17 protein-coding genes and 1 pseudogene are annotated in these 19,900 nt (G+C 69.6%); 5 read left to right on the top strand and 13 right to left on the bottom strand.

Annotated elements, in window-relative coordinates; translation table 11 throughout:
- Positions 1-10 precede the first annotated feature (10 nt).
- The 3 genes from ACIF9R_RS35585 to ACIF9R_RS35595 all read left to right on the top strand — a co-directional run bounded on the left by ACIF9R_RS35585 (position 11) and on the right by ACIF9R_RS35595 (position 2,608).
- Entirely contained in the window at positions 11-757 is a 747-nt protein-coding gene (locus tag ACIF9R_RS35585) for an SAM-dependent methyltransferase (protein ID WP_399986826.1), read from the top strand.
- Positions 758-887: 130 nt separating this feature from the next.
- A complete protein-coding gene (locus ACIF9R_RS35590) occupies positions 888-1,547 on the top strand; it encodes a class I SAM-dependent methyltransferase (RefSeq protein WP_399986828.1) in 660 nt (219 codons plus the stop codon).
- A gap of 260 nt (positions 1,548-1,807) precedes the next feature.
- Positions 1,808-2,608, top strand: a complete 801-nt coding sequence (locus tag ACIF9R_RS35595) for a GAF domain-containing protein (RefSeq protein WP_399986830.1) — start codon at positions 1,808-1,810, stop codon at positions 2,606-2,608.
- A 358-nt stretch (positions 2,609-2,966) separates the two neighbouring features.
- Here the strand turns inward: ACIF9R_RS35595 and ACIF9R_RS35600 are convergent, their stop codons facing one another.
- Positions 2,967-4,559, bottom strand: coding sequence for an alpha/beta hydrolase (locus ACIF9R_RS35600; RefSeq protein ID WP_399986832.1), 1,593 nt, complete (start codon positions 4,557-4,559; stop codon positions 2,967-2,969).
- Positions 4,556-5,785 carry a serine hydrolase domain-containing protein gene (locus tag ACIF9R_RS35605; protein ID WP_399986834.1) on the bottom strand — a complete coding sequence of 410 codons (1,230 nt, stop codon included), beginning with the start codon at positions 5,783-5,785 and terminating at the stop codon, positions 4,556-4,558. The genes ACIF9R_RS35600 and ACIF9R_RS35605 overlap by 4 nt, the downstream gene beginning before the upstream one ends.
- Before the next feature lie 447 nt (positions 5,786-6,232).
- Between ACIF9R_RS35605 and ACIF9R_RS35610 the strand changes: the two genes are divergently transcribed.
- Positions 6,233-6,973 (top strand): DUF6193 family natural product biosynthesis protein, encoded by a 741-nt coding sequence (locus tag ACIF9R_RS35610; RefSeq protein ID WP_399986836.1) that lies wholly within the window; start codon positions 6,233-6,235, stop codon positions 6,971-6,973.
- 196 nt (positions 6,974-7,169) lie between these two features.
- On the opposite strand, the gene ACIF9R_RS35615 is transcribed toward ACIF9R_RS35610, so the two are convergent.
- From ACIF9R_RS35615 to ACIF9R_RS35640, 6 genes and pseudogenes are all read right to left on the bottom strand, one after another.
- Complete coding sequence (locus tag ACIF9R_RS35615; protein WP_399986838.1) at positions 7,170-8,516, bottom strand: hypothetical protein; 1,347 nt, start codon at positions 8,514-8,516, stop codon at positions 7,170-7,172.
- A gap of 427 nt (positions 8,517-8,943) precedes the next feature.
- On the bottom strand, positions 8,944-10,299 hold the full coding sequence (locus ACIF9R_RS35620; RefSeq protein WP_399986840.1) for a family 43 glycosylhydrolase: 1,356 nt from the start codon (positions 10,297-10,299) through the stop codon (positions 8,944-8,946).
- 67 nt (positions 10,300-10,366) lie between these two features.
- The gene (locus ACIF9R_RS35625; RefSeq protein ID WP_399986842.1) at positions 10,367-11,305 is read right to left on the bottom strand and encodes a helix-turn-helix domain-containing protein; all 939 of its coding nucleotides are present in this window, start codon (positions 11,303-11,305) and stop codon (positions 10,367-10,369) included.
- A 255-nt stretch (positions 11,306-11,560) separates the two neighbouring features.
- Entirely contained in the window at positions 11,561-12,430 is an 870-nt protein-coding gene (locus tag ACIF9R_RS35630) for a hypothetical protein (RefSeq protein ID WP_399986844.1), read from the bottom strand.
- Positions 12,431-12,531: 101 nt separating this feature from the next.
- Entirely contained in the window at positions 12,532-13,011 is a 480-nt protein-coding gene (locus ACIF9R_RS35635; protein ID WP_399986846.1) for an RICIN domain-containing protein, read from the bottom strand.
- A gap of 448 nt (positions 13,012-13,459) precedes the next feature.
- Positions 13,460-13,947 (bottom strand): annotated as a pseudogene (locus tag ACIF9R_RS35640) (transposase); the annotation flags it as partial.
- Between the two features lie 280 nt (positions 13,948-14,227).
- On the opposite strand from ACIF9R_RS35640, the gene ACIF9R_RS35645 reads away from it, so the two are divergent.
- Positions 14,228-14,938, top strand: a complete 711-nt coding sequence (locus ACIF9R_RS35645) for a hypothetical protein (RefSeq protein WP_399986847.1) — start codon at positions 14,228-14,230, stop codon at positions 14,936-14,938.
- A 112-nt stretch (positions 14,939-15,050) separates the two neighbouring features.
- Here the strand turns inward: ACIF9R_RS35645 and ACIF9R_RS35650 are convergent, their stop codons facing one another.
- The 5 genes from ACIF9R_RS35650 to ACIF9R_RS35670 form a co-directional block, all read right to left on the bottom strand.
- Positions 15,051-15,320, bottom strand: coding sequence for a hypothetical protein (locus ACIF9R_RS35650; protein ID WP_399986849.1), 270 nt, complete (start codon positions 15,318-15,320; stop codon positions 15,051-15,053).
- A gap of 632 nt (positions 15,321-15,952) precedes the next feature.
- Positions 15,953-17,353: an NAD(P)/FAD-dependent oxidoreductase gene (locus tag ACIF9R_RS35655; RefSeq protein ID WP_399986851.1), complete on the bottom strand. Its 1,401-nt coding sequence runs from the start codon at positions 17,351-17,353 to the stop codon at positions 15,953-15,955.
- Complete coding sequence (locus ACIF9R_RS35660) at positions 17,346-18,536, bottom strand: MAB_1171c family putative transporter (protein WP_399986853.1); 1,191 nt, start codon at positions 18,534-18,536, stop codon at positions 17,346-17,348. The genes ACIF9R_RS35655 and ACIF9R_RS35660 overlap by 8 nt, the downstream gene beginning before the upstream one ends.
- Entirely contained in the window at positions 18,536-19,144 is a 609-nt protein-coding gene (locus ACIF9R_RS35665) for a toxin (RefSeq protein WP_399986855.1), read from the bottom strand. Before ACIF9R_RS35665 ends, ACIF9R_RS35660 begins: the two co-directional genes overlap by 1 nt.
- Positions 19,144-19,761 (bottom strand): hypothetical protein, encoded by a 618-nt coding sequence (locus ACIF9R_RS35670; protein WP_399986857.1) that lies wholly within the window; start codon positions 19,759-19,761, stop codon positions 19,144-19,146. The genes ACIF9R_RS35665 and ACIF9R_RS35670 overlap by 1 nt, the downstream gene beginning before the upstream one ends.
- Positions 19,762-19,900 lie beyond the last annotated feature (139 nt).

Genomic DNA, 19,900 nt, shown 5'->3' on the forward strand with positions numbered 1-19,900 from the left:
GAACCTGGTCATGGACATTCCCCGCATCTTCACCATCCGTGAGAGCAGTCACCGGATCCACAACCCGCTGACCGCGGACAAGCTCGCCGCCCTGGGCGAATCCCTTCACCTCGCACCCGGGACACGGGTACTCGACCTGGCCAGCGGCTCGGGCGAGATGCTGTGCACCTGGGCGCGTGACCTGGGTTTCACGGGCACCGGGGTGGACCTCAGTACGGTCTTCACCGAGCAGGCCCGGGCCCGCGCCGCCGAACTCGGCGTCGCCGACCGTGTCGAGTTCATCCACGGTGATGCCGCCGGCCATGTCGCGGACGAGCCGGTCGATCTGGCCGCCTGCGTCGGCGCCACGTGGATCGGCAACGGTGTCGCCGGTACGACCGAACTGCTCGATCGCAGCCTGCGCCCCGGAGGACTGATGCTGATCGGCGAGCCGTTCTGGCGGCAGACCCCTCCGGACGAGGAGACCGCCAAGGCGTCCCACGCCACCGTCGTCACCGATTTCCTGCTCCTCCCGGAACTGATCGAGCAGTTCCAGGAACTCGGTTACGACGTCGTGGAAATGACGCTGGCCGACCAGGACAGCTGGGACCGCTACACCGCGGCCCAGTGGCTCACCATGCGCCGCTGGCTCGACCGGAACCCGGACGACGAACTCGCCCCCGAAGTACGGGAAGAACTCACCACCGAGCCCGCCCGCTACGCCCGCTGCGGGCGTGAGTACCTCGGCTGGGGCGTCTTCGCCCTCATGAAACGCTGACATTCCCGTCCCGTGGGGGGCCCGGACGCCACGCCGACCGGGCCCCGGTGCGACGGCGCGGGATCGGGCGCGGGATCGGGCGCGGGATCGTTGGAGAAGCAGCGGCGAACGGGGGTGCTAACTTCCTCCCGTGGCGGAGCATCAGGACGAGACCAGGGCGGCCTACGACGGGGTCGTCGAGCTGTATGCGTCGCTGTTCGCCAATGGGTTGGAGACGCAGCCGTTCTCGCGGAACATGATCGCCACCTTCGCCGAGCTGGTGCGGAGGGCGGGGAAACCGCGGGTGGCCGACGTCGGCTGCGGGCCCGGACATCTGACAGCCATGCTGCACGACCTGGGGCTGGACGCCTTCGGGCTCGACCTCTCCCCAGCCATGGTCGACCACGCCCGGTGGGCCCATCCTGCGCTGCGATTCGACGAGGCACGGATGGAGGCACTCCCCATAGAGGACGGCGCGCTCGGCGGAGTGCTGGCCCACTACTCGATGATCCACACCCCTCCTGGGGAACTACCCGCGCTGCTCGCCGAGCAGGCGCGTGTCCTCACACCAGGGGGCCTGCTCCTGGTCTCGTTCTTCGCGACCGACGCGCCCGAGCCGGTCCGCTTCGACCACAAGGTGACGCCCGCCTACAGCTGGCCGGCGGACCGGTTTGCCGAGCTGTTGGCCGGGGCCGGGCTCGTCACGTTCGCCCGGCTGCTCCACGACCCGGCCTCCGAGCGGGGCTTCCTCGACGCCCACTTGCTGGCGCGGAAGCTTCCCCTTCACCACGGGCCGGGCCGGCACGGCTGACACCGCACCCTCTCCCCGCGTGGCGTGGCGTGGCGTGTCGTGTCGCGGCCGGCGCTGGGGCCGCGCAGCACGAGCCCAGTACAAGCCCGGCACAAGAGCACCCGGGGGGCGCGTTCTCCCCACGCAGTGCGCCACCTGTGCTTCATCGCTCCTTGTTCATCCGTCGGAGCAATTTCTCATCCGTTCAGGAACCGGACATAACGCGATGCCGTCACCAGTGACATCACGGCGACATTATCCACGAAGGGGTATCTGCACTGGTGCTGAACAAATTGCTGGGCCCCAGAAAAATCAAGCCCTGGGGGGTGGCCGCCCTCACTGCTGTATCCGTCGGACTTCCCACGGTCCCGGCCTTCGCGGCGAACAGTCTGGGTCTTTACTACATCGTCACCTGCGTGGTGTGCGCCTTCACGGCGTCCTTCTTCACCCTGAACACCGGCCAGAAGAAGATCGAAGTCGACAGGTCAGTGGTTCTCGAAGCCGCTCTCGAGCCGCTTTCGTTCCTGGTGGGGAAAATGCTCGTCGACCCCGCGGAGTTCGAGGAGAGGCGCCGGACCCTCCTGAACCGGCTCGTGGAAACCGCAGGTGAACTGGTGCACGCCAACGCGGCAAGCGGCCTGTACTGGCTGTCCGCGGACAACACCGAACTCCATCTCGAATACGCCAACGAGCGCGCGTCCCACCATCACTTCCAGGACAAGTTCGAGCGAGGTGCGGAAAAGGGAAGCTTTCTCGTGGAAGCTGCCCTCTCCGGTTCCGGGCGTCTGGTCCCGGACATTCGGAAGGACCCCGACCGCGAACGCATCTACATGGCCGACGATTGTCGTAGCGCCCTTTTCATTCCCGTGCGGGCCGGCTCGAAGCGGCAGGGTCTCCTCATGATCCAGGCGCTCAAGCCGGGACATGTTCCCGCGGCCTTCCGGGAGGACAAGCGCCTCAAGTCGGTCGTGAACCTGATCGGCGTCGTGAAGGAGTTGAGAAAGCCCGGAGCCCAGCCGGGAGCCAATGTGCCGAGTCAGAACACACCTTCGGTGAACGACCCCGAAAGTGCCTCCTCATGACGCACCGCGAACACGGTCAGTTTGTGGATGTGCGCACACGGTTACACCTTCCTTGTGTAGAACGGTTACGCGAAGCATTCCGACCTACTCGGGGGCAGGCATGAGTCCCAGCAAGCACACACTCACCATGACCCAAAAGGACACGGACACCGCCAACCGGTGGGTCAACGGGCAATTGAGCAGCGCGGATTACTTTGCCGGAGCACGCAGAGCGGCAGCCTCGCGCGGCATCGCGGGACGTCTGCTGTGTGCGGTGCGGGACGCGTGCACGCGCTTGGTCCGCTCGTGAAGCCGCGCCCGTAAGCCGGCACCCTCCGGCCCCCCGGCACCCCGACTCCGCCGCCACGCCGTCACGCCGTCACTCGCCACCTGGGGCGCCCACCGGGTGCGCCCCGCAGGTGACGTCCCGTGCCGGGAGGCGGCCGGTGGCGAGGTAGGCGTTGACCGTGATGTCGACGCACGGGGTGCCGTGGACGCCGTACACCGCGTGCTGATCGGCGCCGCGCAGGGTGATCAGACGGGAGGAGGGCCACATCCGGCGCACCGCTGTGGCGCCGTCGTAGGTGGTGCGCGGGTCTCCGGTGGCGTTGACGAGCAGGGCCGGCAGGTCGTCCCTGATGGTGGTCGGCCGCTCCCGGGGCGGGTCCCAGAAGGCGCAGGGGGTGAGGTTGTGCGTGACGGGGCCGAACAAGGCGTCCCGCACGCGTGCGCGCCGGACATCGCGCCAGTAGACCTCCGGGTCCCGCGGGGCGGCGACGTCCCCGCACAGGATCGCGGTCTGGACGCTGCCGTAGGGGGAGTCGGCCCCGGTCAGCGTGAACCCGAGAACCTCGGCGAGCCACGGGGACGGGACGACGACCCGGTGTCCCTCCGCCGCGCGCAGCATGTCCCGCACCCCCTGCGCGAAGTCGCCGTGGGCGGTGTCGTTGTCCTGGGAGAGACCGGTGAACACCACGAGGGGAGCGACGTGTTCGTCCACCCGGTGGTCGCCGAGCCGCAGTGGTGTGCGGGCGGCGGCGGTCTGGACGCGGTCCACAGTCGCCAGCACCGCCCCACGGGTACGGCCCAGGCCGTAGGTCGTGTCACGGGCGGCGGCCCACGAGGCCCAGCGCTCCAGCGCACGGCGGTTGGCCTTCTCGGTGCCCAGCAGCAGCCGGGGACCGTAGCGCCCCGGGTCCACGACACCGTCCAGCACGACCCGGTCGGTGCGGCCGGGGAACATCGTGGCGTACACCTCGCCCAGGTAACTGCCGTACGAGTACCCCAGGTAGGAGATCCGCCGCTCACCGAGCGCGGCGCGGACGACGTCCAGGTCGCGGGCGGTGTTGCGGGTGGTGACGTACGGCAGCACGTCACCGGCGCGCTGCCGGCACCGGTGGGCGAGGTCCTCGGAGAACGCCGACACACGGTCGAAGCCGGCGCGGTCGAAGCCCGCTCCGCGGAACGCGGAGCCGGTCGGCCAGTGGCAGTCCAGCGGGGTGCTGCGGCCGACGAAGCGGGGGTCCACACCCACCACGTCGTAGCGTGCGCCGACTTCCCTCATCGCCTGGCGCACCCACGGCGGGTCACCGAGGGTCTGTCCGCCGGGGCCGCCGCCGTTGAGCAGCAGCGGGCCCACGCGGCCGGCGGTGTCGGTGGCGCGGATCCGGGAGATCGCGACGGTGATCGTACGGCCGTCGGGTTCGTCGTAGTCCAGAGGCACGGTCACGTCGGCACACCGGGCGCCCGCCTGCTCCAGCTCCTTGCCGGCCGTGTCGTCCGGGCCGAGTACGCAGCTCTTCCAGTCGAGGCGCTGGTGGTGGTAGCGGGCGAGGGGGTCGGAGGCCGCCTGGGCCGGGAGGGCCGCGGCGGGCAGCGTGGTGAGGGCGAGAGCGGTCGCGGCCAGGCCCAGGGCGGCCTTCCTCGCCGTTCCCGAAGCGTCCCGCGGCGAACGGACGGCTGAGCGGATCACTGGTGTTCCCCTTTCGCAGGTTCTGTTCCTCCGGAAGGCCGGTCCTCGCAGAAGGCGGTCTGGACCAGGTCGAGGAAGTCCTGTTCGGCCCGCAGTGTGGCCGGTACCTGGTTGAGTGCGACGGCGACGCTCCGCCCGCCGGGGCCCACGGCCGTCAGTGCCCGGTGGCCTCCCGGCACGGTCCCCGCGTGCCCCCACCACGAGCCGCCGCAGCGCAGCGGGGAGGCGATCAGGCCGAGCCCGTAGCGGGCGCCGGGCCACAGCCGGTCGGGGTCGGCGGCCACCGTCCGCCGCATCTCGGCCAGTTGGCCGGCGGGCAGCAGACGGCCGCCGAGCAGCGCGGTGATGAACCGGGTCAGGTCCGTGGGTGTGGAGACCAGGGCGCCGCCGACCCCGCCGAAGGTCATGTTCCAGGCGGTGCCGTCGGCGGGGCGGCCGTCCTCGCGGGTGTAGTAACTGCGCGAGTGCGGCCCGTGGATGCGCGTGTCGTCCCCGGGCCAGTACGTGTCGCGCAACCCGAGGGGCCGGATCACACGGCGGGTGATCTCCGCCTCCGGAGGGCGGCCGGTGACCTCGCGGATGATCAGGCCCGCGAGGAGGTAGTTGGTGGTGGCGTAGTGCCACTCGCCGCGCGGACGCGGCAGGGCGAGGGCGCCGGCGACGAGCTCGCCGGGTTCGACGTGGCGGTACCGGTTGCGTTCGGCGTCCTGCCACTCGGGGGCGTCGAGGTAGTCGGGCAGCCCGCTGGTGTGCCGCAGCAGCTGCCGTACCGTGATCCGCCGCCCGTCGTAGCCGTTGCGCCGGATCAGACCGGGCAGGTAGCGGTCGACGGGAGCGTCGAGCGCGATCCGGTGTTCGGCGGCGAGCTGGAGCACGACCGTCGCGGTGAACGTCTTCGTGATGCTGCCCGCGCGCAACCGGTCGGTCGCGTTCATCGGGCGGCCCGTGCGGAGATCGGCCGTCCCCGCGGCCCCGGTCCAACTCCCGCAGGACGCGCCCGCGGTGGCATCGGTGACCAGGACCGCGGCACCGGTGATCCGGTCGCGGCCGGTGAGCGTGTGCAGCGCCTGACGTAAGGCGCCGTGCGGTCCGCAGGCGGCGTACTGCCGGGCAGCGGGCGGCTGCGGCTGCGCGGCGACCGGAGCGACGGGCACGACGAGGGCCGCCAACAGGACTGCCACACCGGCGCGTCTGCCCACGCCCGAGGCGATGAGGGAGGGTGACATGCGCCACAACGCTAGGCGTGCGCCGCGGGGACGTCACTCTGGCTGCCCGCCGATTCGCGGGTGGGGAAATCCGCAGCGCGGAACAGGGGGGCATCCCCCTGAGAAGCAGTGCCGCCGTCCCTCCGCCCTGCTCAGGCCGAGTCGGCGGAGGCCGCGGACGAACCAGGCTGTCGTGGCTGTCCACGTCCGGGGCCGGTCCGCAGGACTGACGGCCGCCCGGAGCCCGACGACTCGGCAGATGCGGTGGCGATACCGCGTGAGGAAACCCGCCCCCGCATCCCCGGCCCACGGACACGATCCGTGTCGCCGGACACGGCGCGAACGCGGGTGACCAGCGTATCCACAACCGTTCGGGATGCGCCGGTCGACCAGGTTCGGGTCCAGTCGGGTCCAGGACTCGCTCGTGCTCACTGACGAGGAACGGTAGTTCGGGCACAATCGGGAGCCGTGCCCACACCTCCCGATCCCGCAGTCCTGTATCCCGACATCGCCGCCCACGGCAGTCTCGCCGTCGCGCTCCGGTCCGAAGGAGCAGGCTGCCTCGAGACCGTCTCCGTCGCGCCTTCGGACTCCGCTCCGCTGCTCCACGCGACCGTCATGAGCACTTTGCCGCACCGCGGGTGGCTGGAGATCAGCGCTCGGCGGCACGAACGACTGTGGTCGATCTGGGGCACGGACTCGTTCCAGAACATGCCCCTCGTCGACGGCTGCACGAACGACCTGGCGGAGGTCGCCCGAGCCGCCCGCGCGTGGCACGACGGGGTGGCCCTGGACGACATCCACCGGGCGGCGCCCTTCGCGCATCCGACCGGCCGGTTCGAGGTGCCCGACCGCGACCCCGTACTCCTGACGGAGTCGGAGTGGCAGGGCAAACGCCAGGAGGCGGACGAACTGGAGTACCCCTGGGCGAAGACGCATCAGTCCCTGATCGAGTCGGCCTATGCCCAGCCAACACTGCGCGCCCTCTACCCGTTCACGAGCCACTGGGCGCTGCGCTTCTCCACCACGACCCGTCCGCGCCTCACCGTCGTCGGTCCTTGGCTGGCCGCGCACAGCGACGGTACGTACGGTGTGGGCAGGAACGCTACCGGCGCGGACCTCGGCCGGTTCGCCACGGCGTCCGAGGCCGTAACGCTGGCCGTGCGCCACATGTCGGCCGACCTCGCTCCGATCGCCCTCGGCGGATGATCCCGGACACGGGAGCCGCGGGACAACCGGATCCGAGCCGATACGGCACTGTGCCGGACAATCGTTCTTGACGCTGCAGCCCATGGCGTCTGCACGCATGCTCGGACCGGCCATCCGAAGCACTCGGCCCCAGCGGCTTCCCTTCGGCGTTGCGGTGTGAGCGGCCGCCGGCGGACAGGGCCCGGCACAGGGTTCGTCAGGGGAGCGTGGCCTTCTCGGCGCACGCCGACCCGATCTCCTCCAGCAGCTCCGGGTAGTGCTCGCCGTATGTGTTCACCGCGTGCCACACCGCGTCCAGTGCCGCTTTGAGCGGGGCGGGTTCGGCTGCGGCGAGTACGGCGGGAAGGGCGAAGTGCGGCTGTGAGATCTGATGGGGCTCGCGTGAGGTGACGGAGGGACGCACCACCACGACGGTGCCGTGTCCCACGCCTGCGGCCGGTGTCGCGCCCCGGTCGGCGGGCGCTGTCGGTACGAACTTGTCCAGTGCCCGGCCGAGGCCCGGCCGCCCTGGTGCTTCGTTCCCGGAGTTCGTGGCCGGGACGCACGTCCACCCGGCTGTCGCCTCCGCCGCAGGGGTCGGCGGCTGGTACGGCGGTCGCTCCGGAGGTATCGCCTCGAGCACCGACCGGTCCGGCACGCGCGGGTCGGAGCGCAGGGTCGCCCACATCAGGGACGGGTCGTCGAACGGTGGCGGCAGCGGACGCCTCTGTGTCAACGCGGTGAGCGCCTCGGCGACCCACGGCAAGCCGGTCAGGCCCGCTGCCTCGCAGGCCCGCCGGGCGGCCAGCAACGCCACCGCACGCTGGACGTCGGGACCCGCGGCGTCGAGGGCGTGCACCAGGTCACTGTCAAAGTGGAGCAGGCCGAGGACGTTGCTCCCGCGGGCACCGCGCAGCCCCTCGCTCGGCGACCGTCCGCCCCACACCCACCTTTCGTAGTGCAGTCGCCGCTCCTCTGCGGCCCGTTCCTTCGCCTGACGGGCCGCGAGTTCGGTCTCGGCGCACTGCTTGGGTGTGGGCGGCGGTGGAAGGTCGCGCGCGTGGCGGTGCCAGTACGCGGCGTTCTGCGAGGTCTGGCGGATCACGCGGTCCGGGCGGGGCGGCGCGGGCCAGAACTGCAGGAGGTAGCTGTCCGCCTGTGGCTCCTTGGCGATTCTGGTGTCGCGTTCGTATCCGTCGTCCATCCCCCGGGCGCAGTACCGCACTCGGTAGTCGGTCCGGGCGAGATCCAGGTCCCACGCGGCCTCGCCTGCCCACTGCACCAGGCTGGTGCGTTCCGACAGCGGGTGGAAGGACACCTCCACCACGTCCTCCCAGACCGGGTCCAGCGGAGGGGCTTCGTCGTGGACCTCCACGGCGAAGCCGACGTTGCCCGTGTACAGCCCGGTGTGCAGCCAGAGCGAACCCGGGACCGCTGCCCCGCACAGTCCTCCGCTCTGGCCTGCGAACACCTCGGAGAGGTCCGGGGTCGAGCTGTCCGGATCACTCTCGACGTAGATCTGACCGTAGTGGACGTACACCTTGCCCGTAACCGGCCTGCGCACGGCGCCTCTCCCTTCGTCGCCTCGACGGCCTCGGGGTCAGTTGTCGGACGGGCCGTCATATCTGCCGCATCATGTCGCAGGCCACTGACAACAGGTCCGAGGACGACGGCGTCCCCCACCCCCGCACATGTGGGCCTTCGGCAGGGAGACGGTCGAGGACGTCCACGGGATGACACGGTTCAGGGCATTCGTCGGTAGCACCGGGGGCGGCTGGTCAGACGCTTGCCTGGGCCGGGGGAATCCGGGCGAGCGGCCTCGATGCGGCGGTGGCCGCCGACGACGATGTAGTGCGCCCCGGCGTCGAGCTCGTCGGCGCGGTCCGGCCGGTTGCGCGAGGCCTCGACCGTTGTCGCTGATGAGTGTGATCGGCAGCTCGTTGATGGCCGGTGCGGTGGATTCCTCGCCGGCGATGATCTCGCCGGACTCGTCAGCCGACTTCGATGAAATCCAGTTCGGCGAAGAGGGTGCCTCTGGACAGGGTGATGCTGTTCCAGCCGGTCTTCAGCGTGATGGTCCTGACGGCCGTCCGCCAGTTGCCCCAAGAGGTGTGTGGGTAGTGGACGGTGCCGGCATCGGTTCCGTTGACGACCAGGCGGTGATGCGCCGGGGCCGGGGAACCTGCGGTGTCCAGTGAGCCGTTCGCGAAGCGTACGGAGAGAGTGTGGGTACCCGCAGAGGCGGCGAACACCCGGAACTCGACGCGGCTGTCGGGGTGGTCGATATGCCCGACCGCCCTGCCGTCGGACGCTTCGGGAGCATCGCGGACGGTTGCGTTGTGCACGTGGGCGTTTTCCGCCTGGTAGATCACTTTGCTTCCGCGTACCACCGGGTAGCCGTTGGCCCAGCCCAGGTCTGCCAGATGCATGACCCGGCCTCTGCTGTTCCAGCCGTGGAAGACGATGTGGTCGTGTCCGTCAGAGCCCGTGACCACGTCCTGTCCTCCCGGGCCCTGCACGGCGCCGGAGAAGCTCTCCGTCGTCATCAGGGGGCGGGGCGCCTTGGTGTAGGGGCCGGTCGGACTCGGGGACACGGCATAGCCGGTTGCGTACGCGCTGCCGTCGTAGGCGTTCGCGGAGTAGAAGAGGATGTAGTGCCCGGCGCGCTTGATCAGCGTAGGGGCCTCCACGAGGTGGCCCTCCCAGGGCTGGTCCTGGCGGATCAGCCGGACCGGATCCCCGGTGACGTGGGTGCCGTCCCACGAGGTGGGCTGGAGGTGCAGCCAGGTGTCCTTGCGGGGGTGACAGCAGTTGCCGTCGTTCTTCCACAGGATGTAGCGTCGCCCGCCCTCGGTGTAGGTCGAGGCGTCGATGGTGCCGCCCGCTTGTGCCGGGCAGATCAGCGGAGTGTCGCCGACCGGGCGGAAGGGGCCGTCCGGCGAGGCCGACCGTGCCACACCGATGCACTGCCGGTCGCTCGCCCGGTCGCGGGCGGTGTACTGCATCGTGAAGCCGTTGCCATGGTCGAAGACCTCCGGTGCCCATACGAGATCGGGCCGGGCGACGGCCCACGCGCCGAGGGCGGGCAACACGTCACCGTCGTCAAGGGTCCAGCGTCGCAGGTCGCGTGAAGTGGCGTGCTGGACATGGCGGCGGCCGTTGGTGGTGGCGTAGGCGTGATAGACGCCGTCGGCCCTGACGATGTCCGGGTCGGGAAAGTCATGGTCGATCACGATCTGCGGTGAGCCGTTCACGGCGGTCGCGGGATGTCCCGTGACGAGGCAGAAGGCGGCCGTCAGAAGAGCGAGTGTTCTCCCCCACCGGCGGATCATGTGCTGAACGGGCATGTGCCCTCCTGAGAGTTCAGGGCATGGGTGATCGAAGGCGTGCGGGCTGTGCATGATGAAGCCGGGTCTACGCCAGCTCGATGCCGTCCAACTCGGTGAAGAGGTCACCCCTGGAGAAACGAATCGTGTTACGGCCCTCGCGGAGGACGACCGTCACCGGTTCGGTCTTCCGCCAGTTCTCCCAGCCGGTGTACTGGTAGTGGACGGGGTTCGCGACGACTCCGTTGACCGACAGGCTGTGCGAAGCGCATGACGGGCCGTTGGCGTCGTCCTGCGAGCCGTTGCTGAACCGCACCCGCATGGCCCGGGGGCCCGCGGACGGCGCGACGACGGTGAACTCGACGAAGCTGTCGCGGTAGTCCATGCGGGCGATGGCCTTGCCGCTCCGTGCCCCGACGGCATCGCGGATGGTCACCTGGTTGATCCGCGCCTTCTCCGCCTCGTGGAAGACAGGTCGCCGCTGGTCTGCCGCGCTTCGCGGTGCCCCTCCCGCCGCCGAGGCCTTGCTCGCGTTCCCGCCCATGGACTCGGCGGCGAACTGCATCCCGTACACAGCCAGACCAGCACCGGCTACCGCGGCGCCGATCACTACGGCGATGCCCTTGAGCCGAGGCCGGGACCGGCCGGTCGGCAGCGACAGGCGCCGCCGGACGGGGACCGGAGCGGCAGAGCGCGGACCGTCCTCCGGCGCGGGCGCGGGCGCGGGCGGCGGCGGGGGCGGGGGCGCTGGAGTGTCGTCGAGGTGCTCAGGCGACATCCGGGAAGCCAGCTCCCACAGGGCACGGAACTCGCTCGGTTCGCCGTCCAGCGCCCGGCAGATCTCGACGACCACGGCCCAGGGCACGACGGCGTCACCGCGGAAGTAGCGGGACAGTGACGAATCGCTGACGGGAACCTGTTTCTCCAGCTCCCGCAGCGTGCGCCCCGACCGGTGCTGCAGAGCACGCAGTGCCGCGCCGAGCTGTCGTTGCGCGGCCAGGCGGTCACGCTGTCCGCTGTCTGTCATAGCGGACGTCTCCCGAGGTTCGGCAACGGTGTCCCGTTGGCTGCTTCATGGTCTGGGACGTGCTGCCCCAGCAGGTCAGGACTGTATTTACTCGACATATGGGGTGGCAACGGCATGAGGTACTGACGGGTTGCAGAGTCGATTCACCGGCCTCACAGTTCACCCGGATGGACGCATAAGCCATCAGCGGCCGGCCGACGGTGGGCCGCTGTGCGCTCAGCCCGAGGAGGGCTGAGCGCACACCTGGTGAACGGGTCAGTCGCCGTACTGGACGGGCCGGTAAGCCCGGTACTCGCTGCCCGCCTTCAGGCCGTAGGTCAGCGTCCGGTGCGTGGTGCCGGGGCCGCCGCGCTGCTCGTAGGCCGTGTAGGAGGTGTGGGCCGCGTTGTTCCACCGTTCGAAGATGACGACGTGCCGGGTGTTGCTGTTGCCGAGGGCGTCGATGACGAGGTCACCGGGCTGGAGTTCGCCCATCGCGATGGGGCGGGTGAGTTTCCGGTTGGTGGCCAGCCCCACGGTGTTGGTGCCGGGGGTCGGCAGACCGAGTGCCATGGAGGCATAGCCGGAGCAGTCCTGCCGGTAGCCGTCCCGCCAGCGTGCGGACTGGCTGTACGGGACGGGACGACCGCCGTTGGCGGTGAGCCAGGTCGCGGCACGCTCCAACGTCCGTTGCCGCGAGCCGGTCGGGGCGCCACCGCCGGGAGGAGCGTCCTGAACGGGTACACCGGGGAGCCGGTCCTGTGGGATGTCCACGGCGACGACGGTCAGGAAGCCGGTGACGGGTGCGGTGATGTGGGCCATGAAGGTGGAGCAGGCGCTGCCCTCGCACACCCGGCGGCCGGTGTCGACCTGGTAGTCGGCGGTGATGCGGTCCTGGCCCGCGGAGTTCTGGTTGATCGTGCCGACGGAGGGCGAGTTGATGTCCGGCGTGGCGTGCACGACCCACCGCGTCCCCCAGGTGGGGAAGGAGGCGGCGGCCCGGAAGATGCCCGCGGTCGTCCCGGTCGTGGCGGTCGTGGTTGCCGTGGTCGTGGCGTGGGCGGGGAGGACGAGAGCCGGGGCCGTCAGGCAGGTGAGGGCGAGGGCGGGAAGAATCCTGCGCAGTTTGCTGGAGCGGAGGGACACAGCTGTTCTCCTTGTTCGAGGTGTTCGAGGTGTTCGAGGTGTTCGAGGTGCTTGAGGTGTTCGGGGTGGGGTTGCCAGGCGACGGGTCCGGATCGGGCGCCCTACTGCCACTGCTGGTTCGCCGAGTTGGTCACGCACGGCAAGGCGACCAGGCGCTTGTTCTCGCCCGGGTCGGCGACGCACGCTCCGGTCTTCACGTTCCTGAACGCGATGCGGCTCTGGGTGAGCCGCTCGACCGTCCACTTCTGGTAATCGAGTCCGTTGCACGGCCAGGTGCGCAGGCCGGCAGGGCTGTCGTCCAGACACCTGCCCGTGGACATGTTCGAGAGCTGCCGGGCGCCGTCCGCGTGCCGGGTGACCACCCACTTCTGGTGGTTGAGCCCGTTGCACTGCCAGCCGCGCAGTCCGCCGCCGTCGCTGTCGTCCATGCACAGCCCCGTGTGCACGTTGCGGTACGTCTCTGCGGCCGCCGCGTGGGCGAGGGGAGCCGGGGTGGCGGAGACGGGAGTGACGGGAGCCGCGCCGAGCACGGTCACTGCGGCTGTCACGAAGGAGGGCAGGAGGAGGCGTACAAGAGTCATGCGGAAGTCCCTTCCAAGGGATGGGGGAGGGGCCAGAGCGGCCACAGGAACCGACGTGCGCTCACCGTCGGAGGTGAACCGCGGGGCCGGTGAGAGGAGTTTGCGCAGTTCACAACCCCTCCACAACCTGGTCCCGCCTGCTTCAGTCATGTCGGGACAGACACGTTCCTGGCCTGCTGGGGCGCCCCTGTCCCGGGACGGGAAGCAGACGGCGAGACAGCGTCACCAGGCCGTGGCGGGCATGCGGCCGGGCGGCGGTGTCCACACGGGAGGGAGTACGGCTGTTGCCGCTGCCCCCGGCGACATCACCTCCCTGCCCACCGCACCGAGGGCTGGCTCTACCTCGCCTGTCGGCTGGACCTGGCCACCCGCGTACTCCTCCGCCAGGACTTCGACGCCGTCACTGCCGGCCTCGCCCTGCCATGGAGTCCTGGGCTGGACCGGGTGCATTGCCCGGCCGCCGCTGCCCTGCGTGCACCAGCCGGGTGACCACTCGCGCAGCTGGGCGGCGGTTACCGCGGTGGCGTCGTCGGCCGGCCCCAGCCGAATCGCGTCCAGCACGGCTGTCCAGGACGTGCGCCCCGTCTCCAGCGCGGCGACGAAGGAGTAGGGTCAGCCGGGAATGAACTGATCCGCGCTGCGGCCCCGCCCGTAGACGTGGCAGAACAGCAGCTCCGGGCTGGTCGGTGCATCGGGCCGCAGCCAGTTGCTCACATCCACCGCGAGCACGATCCGCCCGTCGGCGGCACGTGGCAGCGGCGTGGAGGCAAGCAGCCTGCGCAGCCGGCGCGGCTCCAGTCAGCCGTGGTTGACCGCGTCGTACATCGCCCCGTGCCCGCGCCGGTGCTCGGCCGTGAGCGTCAACTCGACCAGCGACGTCACCGGGCCGTCCGAGCACAGCACCGCGTCGGTGAGCCCGTACGGCGTGTTCGACATGTGCGGGAACACCTGGGAGCGGTGCGCCACCGAGTCGGAGCCAGGCCGTCACGAGTTGAAGGGCAGCGCGTTCACGAGCCCTTTCACGCGGGCTGCCCCCTCCCTGACGAACGACGCCAACGACACGATGCGCGACAACGACACCGGGTCGGCTGCGTCAGCACTGCGGTCGAGTGAACCGGCTCGGGCCTCCTTCTCTGCGTGGCCGCCGACAGAGCGGCACCTACGACAGCGGGTCGTCCCTGCGGCTGAGGTCAGCCCACCCCGCTACCTTCCTCGCATGGAACGGACCATCATCCTGAGCAGCCTCACCGTGCACGGAACCGACACCGCCCCGCAGCGACTCACCGAACTTGCTTCCGAACTCGACATCCCGACCGCCGACCTTTTTGTCATTGCGGGCCACCCGGTGCCGGCGGACCTTCTTCCCCCGAGGCGCGACGCCAAGGTCATGAGGCAGTTCGTCTACCGCGTCAGTCACTGCGACCACTCGCAACTGGCCGCGCTGGAGATCTTCGTTCGTTCGTTGCCCCGCGTGGACGCTCCAGGAGCCTTCGTACAGCCCGCCTGGCCGTTCCGACGCCCCGCCGAGACCAGGTTCGCCGCCGTGCTCGGCGGGTTGATCCGCAATCGTGGTTTCGGCATTCACGAACTGCCGTTCATGGGACTGTCCCTCAGCACGCTGCACGGGATGGTTTGGCGCTGGGAGCCGAGCCCACACCGGCGGCAGCAGCTATGTGCCATAGCCGGTCCGCTGGGCTGGACTCTGCCCGATCTCTTCGCGGTCGCCGATGAGCCTTACTCGCAGGAAGTCCGCCCGGTGCTGCACTGCCGCCACCTCGGGCGGCTCTTCGCTGCTGCTGTCCCCTTGACCACCGCTCAGCTGATCGACACCGCGGAGGAGGCGGACCGGCTGAGTGTGCGTAAAGATCACGGCGCTTGGCAGCCCGTCTCGCACGGCTTTGCCGAGGAGTGCCCGGACTTCCCCTGACAGCAAGAGCTGCTTCGGTTCCCTCTGGCATGGTCAGACGCTCTCGCACGACGTCCACGCCAGACAGCGGCAGCCCTCAGCAATCGACCTCCGCCGGGCTCGCGCTGGTCACTCAGCGCGAGCCTCGTTGGGACTCGGCCGCGAAATACGCGACACCTGAATATGTGGGCTTACCAGTCCCAAGCCGCACTTCGACCGCCTCGTAGGCGGTCGCCAGCATCGCCGCGAGATGCTCGCCCGCGGCCAGCTTCAGCTTCTTCAGGTCGTCCGCCGGTACGTGCGCTGGCAGTGCCTCCGTCGCCCAGTCCATCACTTCGTAGGTGATGGCGTTGACGTGGGTGCCGACGGCTCCGTCGAGGCTCTTGGCGCTGTCGTCGCTCATGGGCGCGAGTGTGGCGGCACCGTGACGCGGTCGCGACGGGTTCCGGGAGATCCTCAGGATCCAGTGTCTCGTGTGTCCAGGATCAAGGGTCAAGGCCCGACGTCGCGATAGCCCGCCGTCTGGGCATCAGTGAACGGTCCTGTCGGCAGCACACGCGAAGCTCATGGTCCAACTGGGCGCGCGCAACCGCACCCACCTCGGATTCCTCCTGGCATCCGAACTGCAAGAGGAAGGCCATGATGCAGCACCGCACCATCCCCGGCTCGACCTCGCCGGGGATGGTGCGGCGAGCGCCGGAAGCTCATGATGCCGCTGGCCAGGGTGGGGCGCGCAGTCCGACTTCCTCGGCGCCACCCCTCCGCGGATACGCGGTGGCCACTCGCAGGACCACTGAACGGGAACTGACGACCAGCAGCCCGAGAACGACACGGTGGAATCGTTCGGCGTTCAGCCGAAAGGTCATCTCCTCAGCGAATGTCCTGACGCACGGTGCGGGGAAGGCCGGCTCTGAACGCCGCCGCGTCAACCCTGGCTGAGGGCGCGCTCTTGTCCGGCGGCCAGGTCCAAACGGCGTTGAACCCGAGCCGCACCAGGTTCGGAGGAGTTGCACAATTGTGCAAAAACGATCTTGGTCAGATCAGTGCCGCCTTGCGTTCCTGTTCTCGGAGCGGGGCGCCAGGCAGGAGTTTCTTCTTCGGGCCGAGCAGCATGGGCCGGAGCATGTCGGGGGAGAACAGGCGGGTCGGGGGCTCGAGCAGGCTCATGACATCGAGGAGGGCGCTGAGGGCGCGGGGGTTGGCGGCGCCGGTCTCTACGCAGCGGTCGACGTAGCGGGCGAGGAGCTTTTCCACGGCGGTGGGCGGGGTGTCGGAGGCGCCAGGGTAGAGGGCATCCTGACCGACCGCCAGGTCCCATGCGGCGCCGACGGGACGGGCTGCCGCGCGCTGTATGCGCTGGGCGGTGCCGGGTGCGGTGAGGGGGCGGGAGCGCAGCACGTCTCGGACGGCGAGTGCGCACTGGGCGGCGACGGACAGGCCGTGGCCGTAGACGGGGTTGTAGCCGGCGATGGCGTCGCCGAGGGCGACGAACCCTTCGGGCCAGCGGTTCATTTTCTCGTAGTAGCGGCGGGTGTTGGCCGTGCTGCGCGAGGTCCTGACATCACCGATCGGTTCCGCGTTCTTGAGCAGTTCTCCGATGACGGGGGCGCCGAGGTTGAGGGCGAAGTCGATGAAGGCCTCGTTGTCGGCGGTGGGCTCGCCGCCGCGGGTGCCGCACAGGGTGACGATCCAGCGGTCGCCCTCGATCGGCAGGATAATCCCGCCCCGGCCGGGCGGGTTGGCGGGGTTGGCCTGCACGTTGACAAGTGGGAAGCCGATCCCGGCGGTGCTGCCGGGCGCCTTGTAGAGGCGGGTGGCGTAGGCGACGCCGGCGTTGACTTCACGGGTTTCGACCTCGGACAGACCCAGGGTCCGGAGCCACTGGGGTGCGCTGGTGCCGCGGCCGGAAGCGTCGACGATCAGGTCGGCGCTCAGGGTCTCAGCGGTGTCGCCGGTCTGCACGCGGACGCCCGTGACAGCCGTCGACGAGCCCTCCAGGCCGAGCGCCGTGGTCTTTTCGCGGAGTGTGATGCGCGGATCGTCGAGGACGTGGGTGCTCAGGACGTGATCGAGGAGGAAGCGGGAGCACACCAGGTTGCGGTGGGGGACGTTCTCGAAGCGCCGGAACCACACCTCGTTGGGGGCGCGGGAGACCATGTCGCCCATGATGCGCACGAGGCGCGCCCCACGGGCAACGGTCTCCTCGATCACGCCGGGCAGCAGCTCCTCGAAGGCCTTCACCCCTCCCGTCCATACCAGGTGGGCGTGATGGGCCTGGGGTATTCCGCGGCGCGGCTCGGGGCCGTCGGGCAGACAGTCGCGCTCGAGCACGGTGACGTCGGCGAACTCGACGAGTGCGGCCGCGGCCAGGAGTCCCGAGGCGCTGGCGCCGATGACGACGGCGGTGGGCCGGCCGGTGGTGGCTCTGTCAGACATGAACGGTCACGCTCTCTGTGCTGGTCGCCCGCTGGCGTACGCGGTCGAGGAGACGGGGGCGGTGCAGGGCCTTGCCGATGGCGTCCAAGTGCTCGGTGACCTCGGGGCCGATCAGCGCGGGCTGGTCGTGTGTGCTGAGCGGTGCGTGGGCGGTGTAGGCGTCGACTGCTTTGTGGATGGCGACAGCGCCGGCGAGTCCGCGGGCCAGGTCGTCGCGGTGTTCGGCGGCGGCTTCTGCGTAGTGCCGCTGGTAGGCGGTGTGATCGAAGTAGGGGGCGAGAACGCGCAGGGCATCATGGATGCGCTGTTCGCGCTGCATCAGCTTCAGGCTCAGGGGTGTGAGCACGCCGAAGCGGGCGGTGGCTGCCGCCGCGTTGGTGACCCGGACGGTCCGCCACAGGGCACGCAGGTGCCGGTAGTCGCGGCCGTTGCGGATGCGGGTCCTCAAGGCGGGGCCGGCCTGCGGGATGATGAAGCCGAGCGCGACGAGGAAGGCCTCGAGAAGGGCGAAGGGCGGAGCCACCTTCGTGCTCAGCACGTCCAGGTCGTGCCCGCTCCAGCGGGCGCCGACCGCGACCAGCTTGGCAACGTCGAAGACGAGGCCGGAGGCGTACCCGACCTGCAGACAGACGACACTGCTCTTGATCCAGCCCTTGGTGATCTCGGGGTACCACTTCCACAACATGCTCGCCGAGACCACACACGACACCGCGTGGGCGACGACGTACAGCAGGATGTGCTCCCGCATCCAGGGCGTGGTCGCGTAGTAGGTGTCGAGGTCGTAGATGCGCGGTTCGGGGACGTCGGCCAGGAAGAACGTGACCCACAGGGCGCCGATGATGCCTGCGTAGATCCAGTAGATGGCGATCATGCGGCGGCGGCGTCGCTCGGAGGGCGGTTCCCGCCAGCGCATGATCATGGTCAGGCCGGTGGCGCAGAACGCGGTGAGGAAGCTGTAGGCCCAGGGGGCTGCGATGTTCGGTACACCGGTCCAGACGTTCAGCCGGTGAATGTTGACCGGCGTGATCACGACGAGGACGGCCGCGGCCCACAACAGGAGGAGGGCGGTCGCCCGGACGTCGGGGTCGCGGCGGCCGGCGCGCCACAGCATCGGACCTCTCAGCGCCAGCGCGACGACGAGCGCGACGGTGGGAACGATGTAGGGAACGTTGAGATCGGCCATCAGAGGACGCGTCCGCCCCGGTGCGACAGCGACAGGGTGAGACGACCCTCGACGGTGGCGGCGGTGGCCCGGGGCCGTGCGTACCGTCCAGCCACCCAGGTGCGGACCTCGCTGCCGAACCAGAGCCCGAAGGTCTCGGCGTCCACTTCGTCGGTGTGCGCGGATTCGGAGCGGGCCGCGACGGCGAGAATCGCGTCCATGGGGACCTGCTCCGATGCGAGCACCAGTTCCGCAGCCCGCCGGATCGTGTCACTCGAGGTGTGGGGGGCGACCGCTCGAGCCGCAGCGCTCAGACCGGGCATGGCGTGACTGCAGTGGTCGAACTCCTCGTGGTACAGCTCGTGCCCGAGGATGACCAACTGTGCCTGCGGGGCCATCCCTGCGGCGATCACGATCAGACTCCGGTCACTCATGACCAAGCGCAAACCCGAGACCGGCACCTCGGAGGGGAACTCCCTGAAAAGCAGGACGACCGGCTTGTTCTTCCGCTTGCTCATCGCACGGCAGAACTCCTCCATCACGACCTCCGCGGCGGCCGGCACCTGTATGCGCTTCGCCACGTCCCTGCCTAAGTCGGCGAGCAGCGCCTTCATGGTCCTACTGCTCATCAGCCCTGGTCCCCTTTCGGAGGAATGACTGATCTGAAGACGCCCTCCAGAAGGACGGCAAGCTGCTCCTTGCTGGAGACGCCGCCAGAGGCACCGTGCAGTCTCATGTCGGCAGCCTTCACCCCGTACCTGTCCATGAGCGCTTCGATCGGGTCGCGCTCGGGGGGCTCGTACCGAAGCAGGACGCGCTGGAGCGCTCGGTTCAGAGCGTCGACCGCGAGGCTCGTGAAGTAGGTTTCCTGACTGTCCAGTTCGAAGTAAACGGCCAGCTCATGAAGGGTTTTCGAGTTCGGCACCTTCTCGCCGCGGATCACGCTGCGGGCCCAAGGGCGGGAGATCGGGTGGAGGGCTACCTGGACCTCCCCGATGAGCTGGGCCTCGGTTTTCCCGGTCGCGGCCAGGTGGTACGCCACGAAGGCCTTCATGCGCCCCAGGACCCGCTCGTTGAACTCCTGCTCCGGCACCTCCTCGCCTCGCAGGAGAGCACGGACCGTGTCCACCGGAAGGGATGTTCTGTCTGCCAGAACTTGAGGGTCCAGGACGGTATGTCTGTCCAGGTCCTGCGCCTTGATCTGCGCCTCCAGGCGCCGGAGAGTCTCGGAGACGGGGGTGTTCACCTGTGCGCTCCCGCGTGTCGGGTGATCGTCATGTCTCCGCACTTTAGTACTCCAGCTGTAGATCGTGATCTTGCTGGTCGGGGCCGGTGCGGGGACGGGTGCGGCCACCGTTGATCATCGTGACTTGTGTGGAGTACTG

This window comes from Streptomyces sp. NPDC086080 (genome assembly GCF_044540255.1).
In the GTDB taxonomy this organism is placed as follows: domain Bacteria; phylum Actinomycetota; class Actinomycetes; order Streptomycetales; family Streptomycetaceae; genus Streptomyces.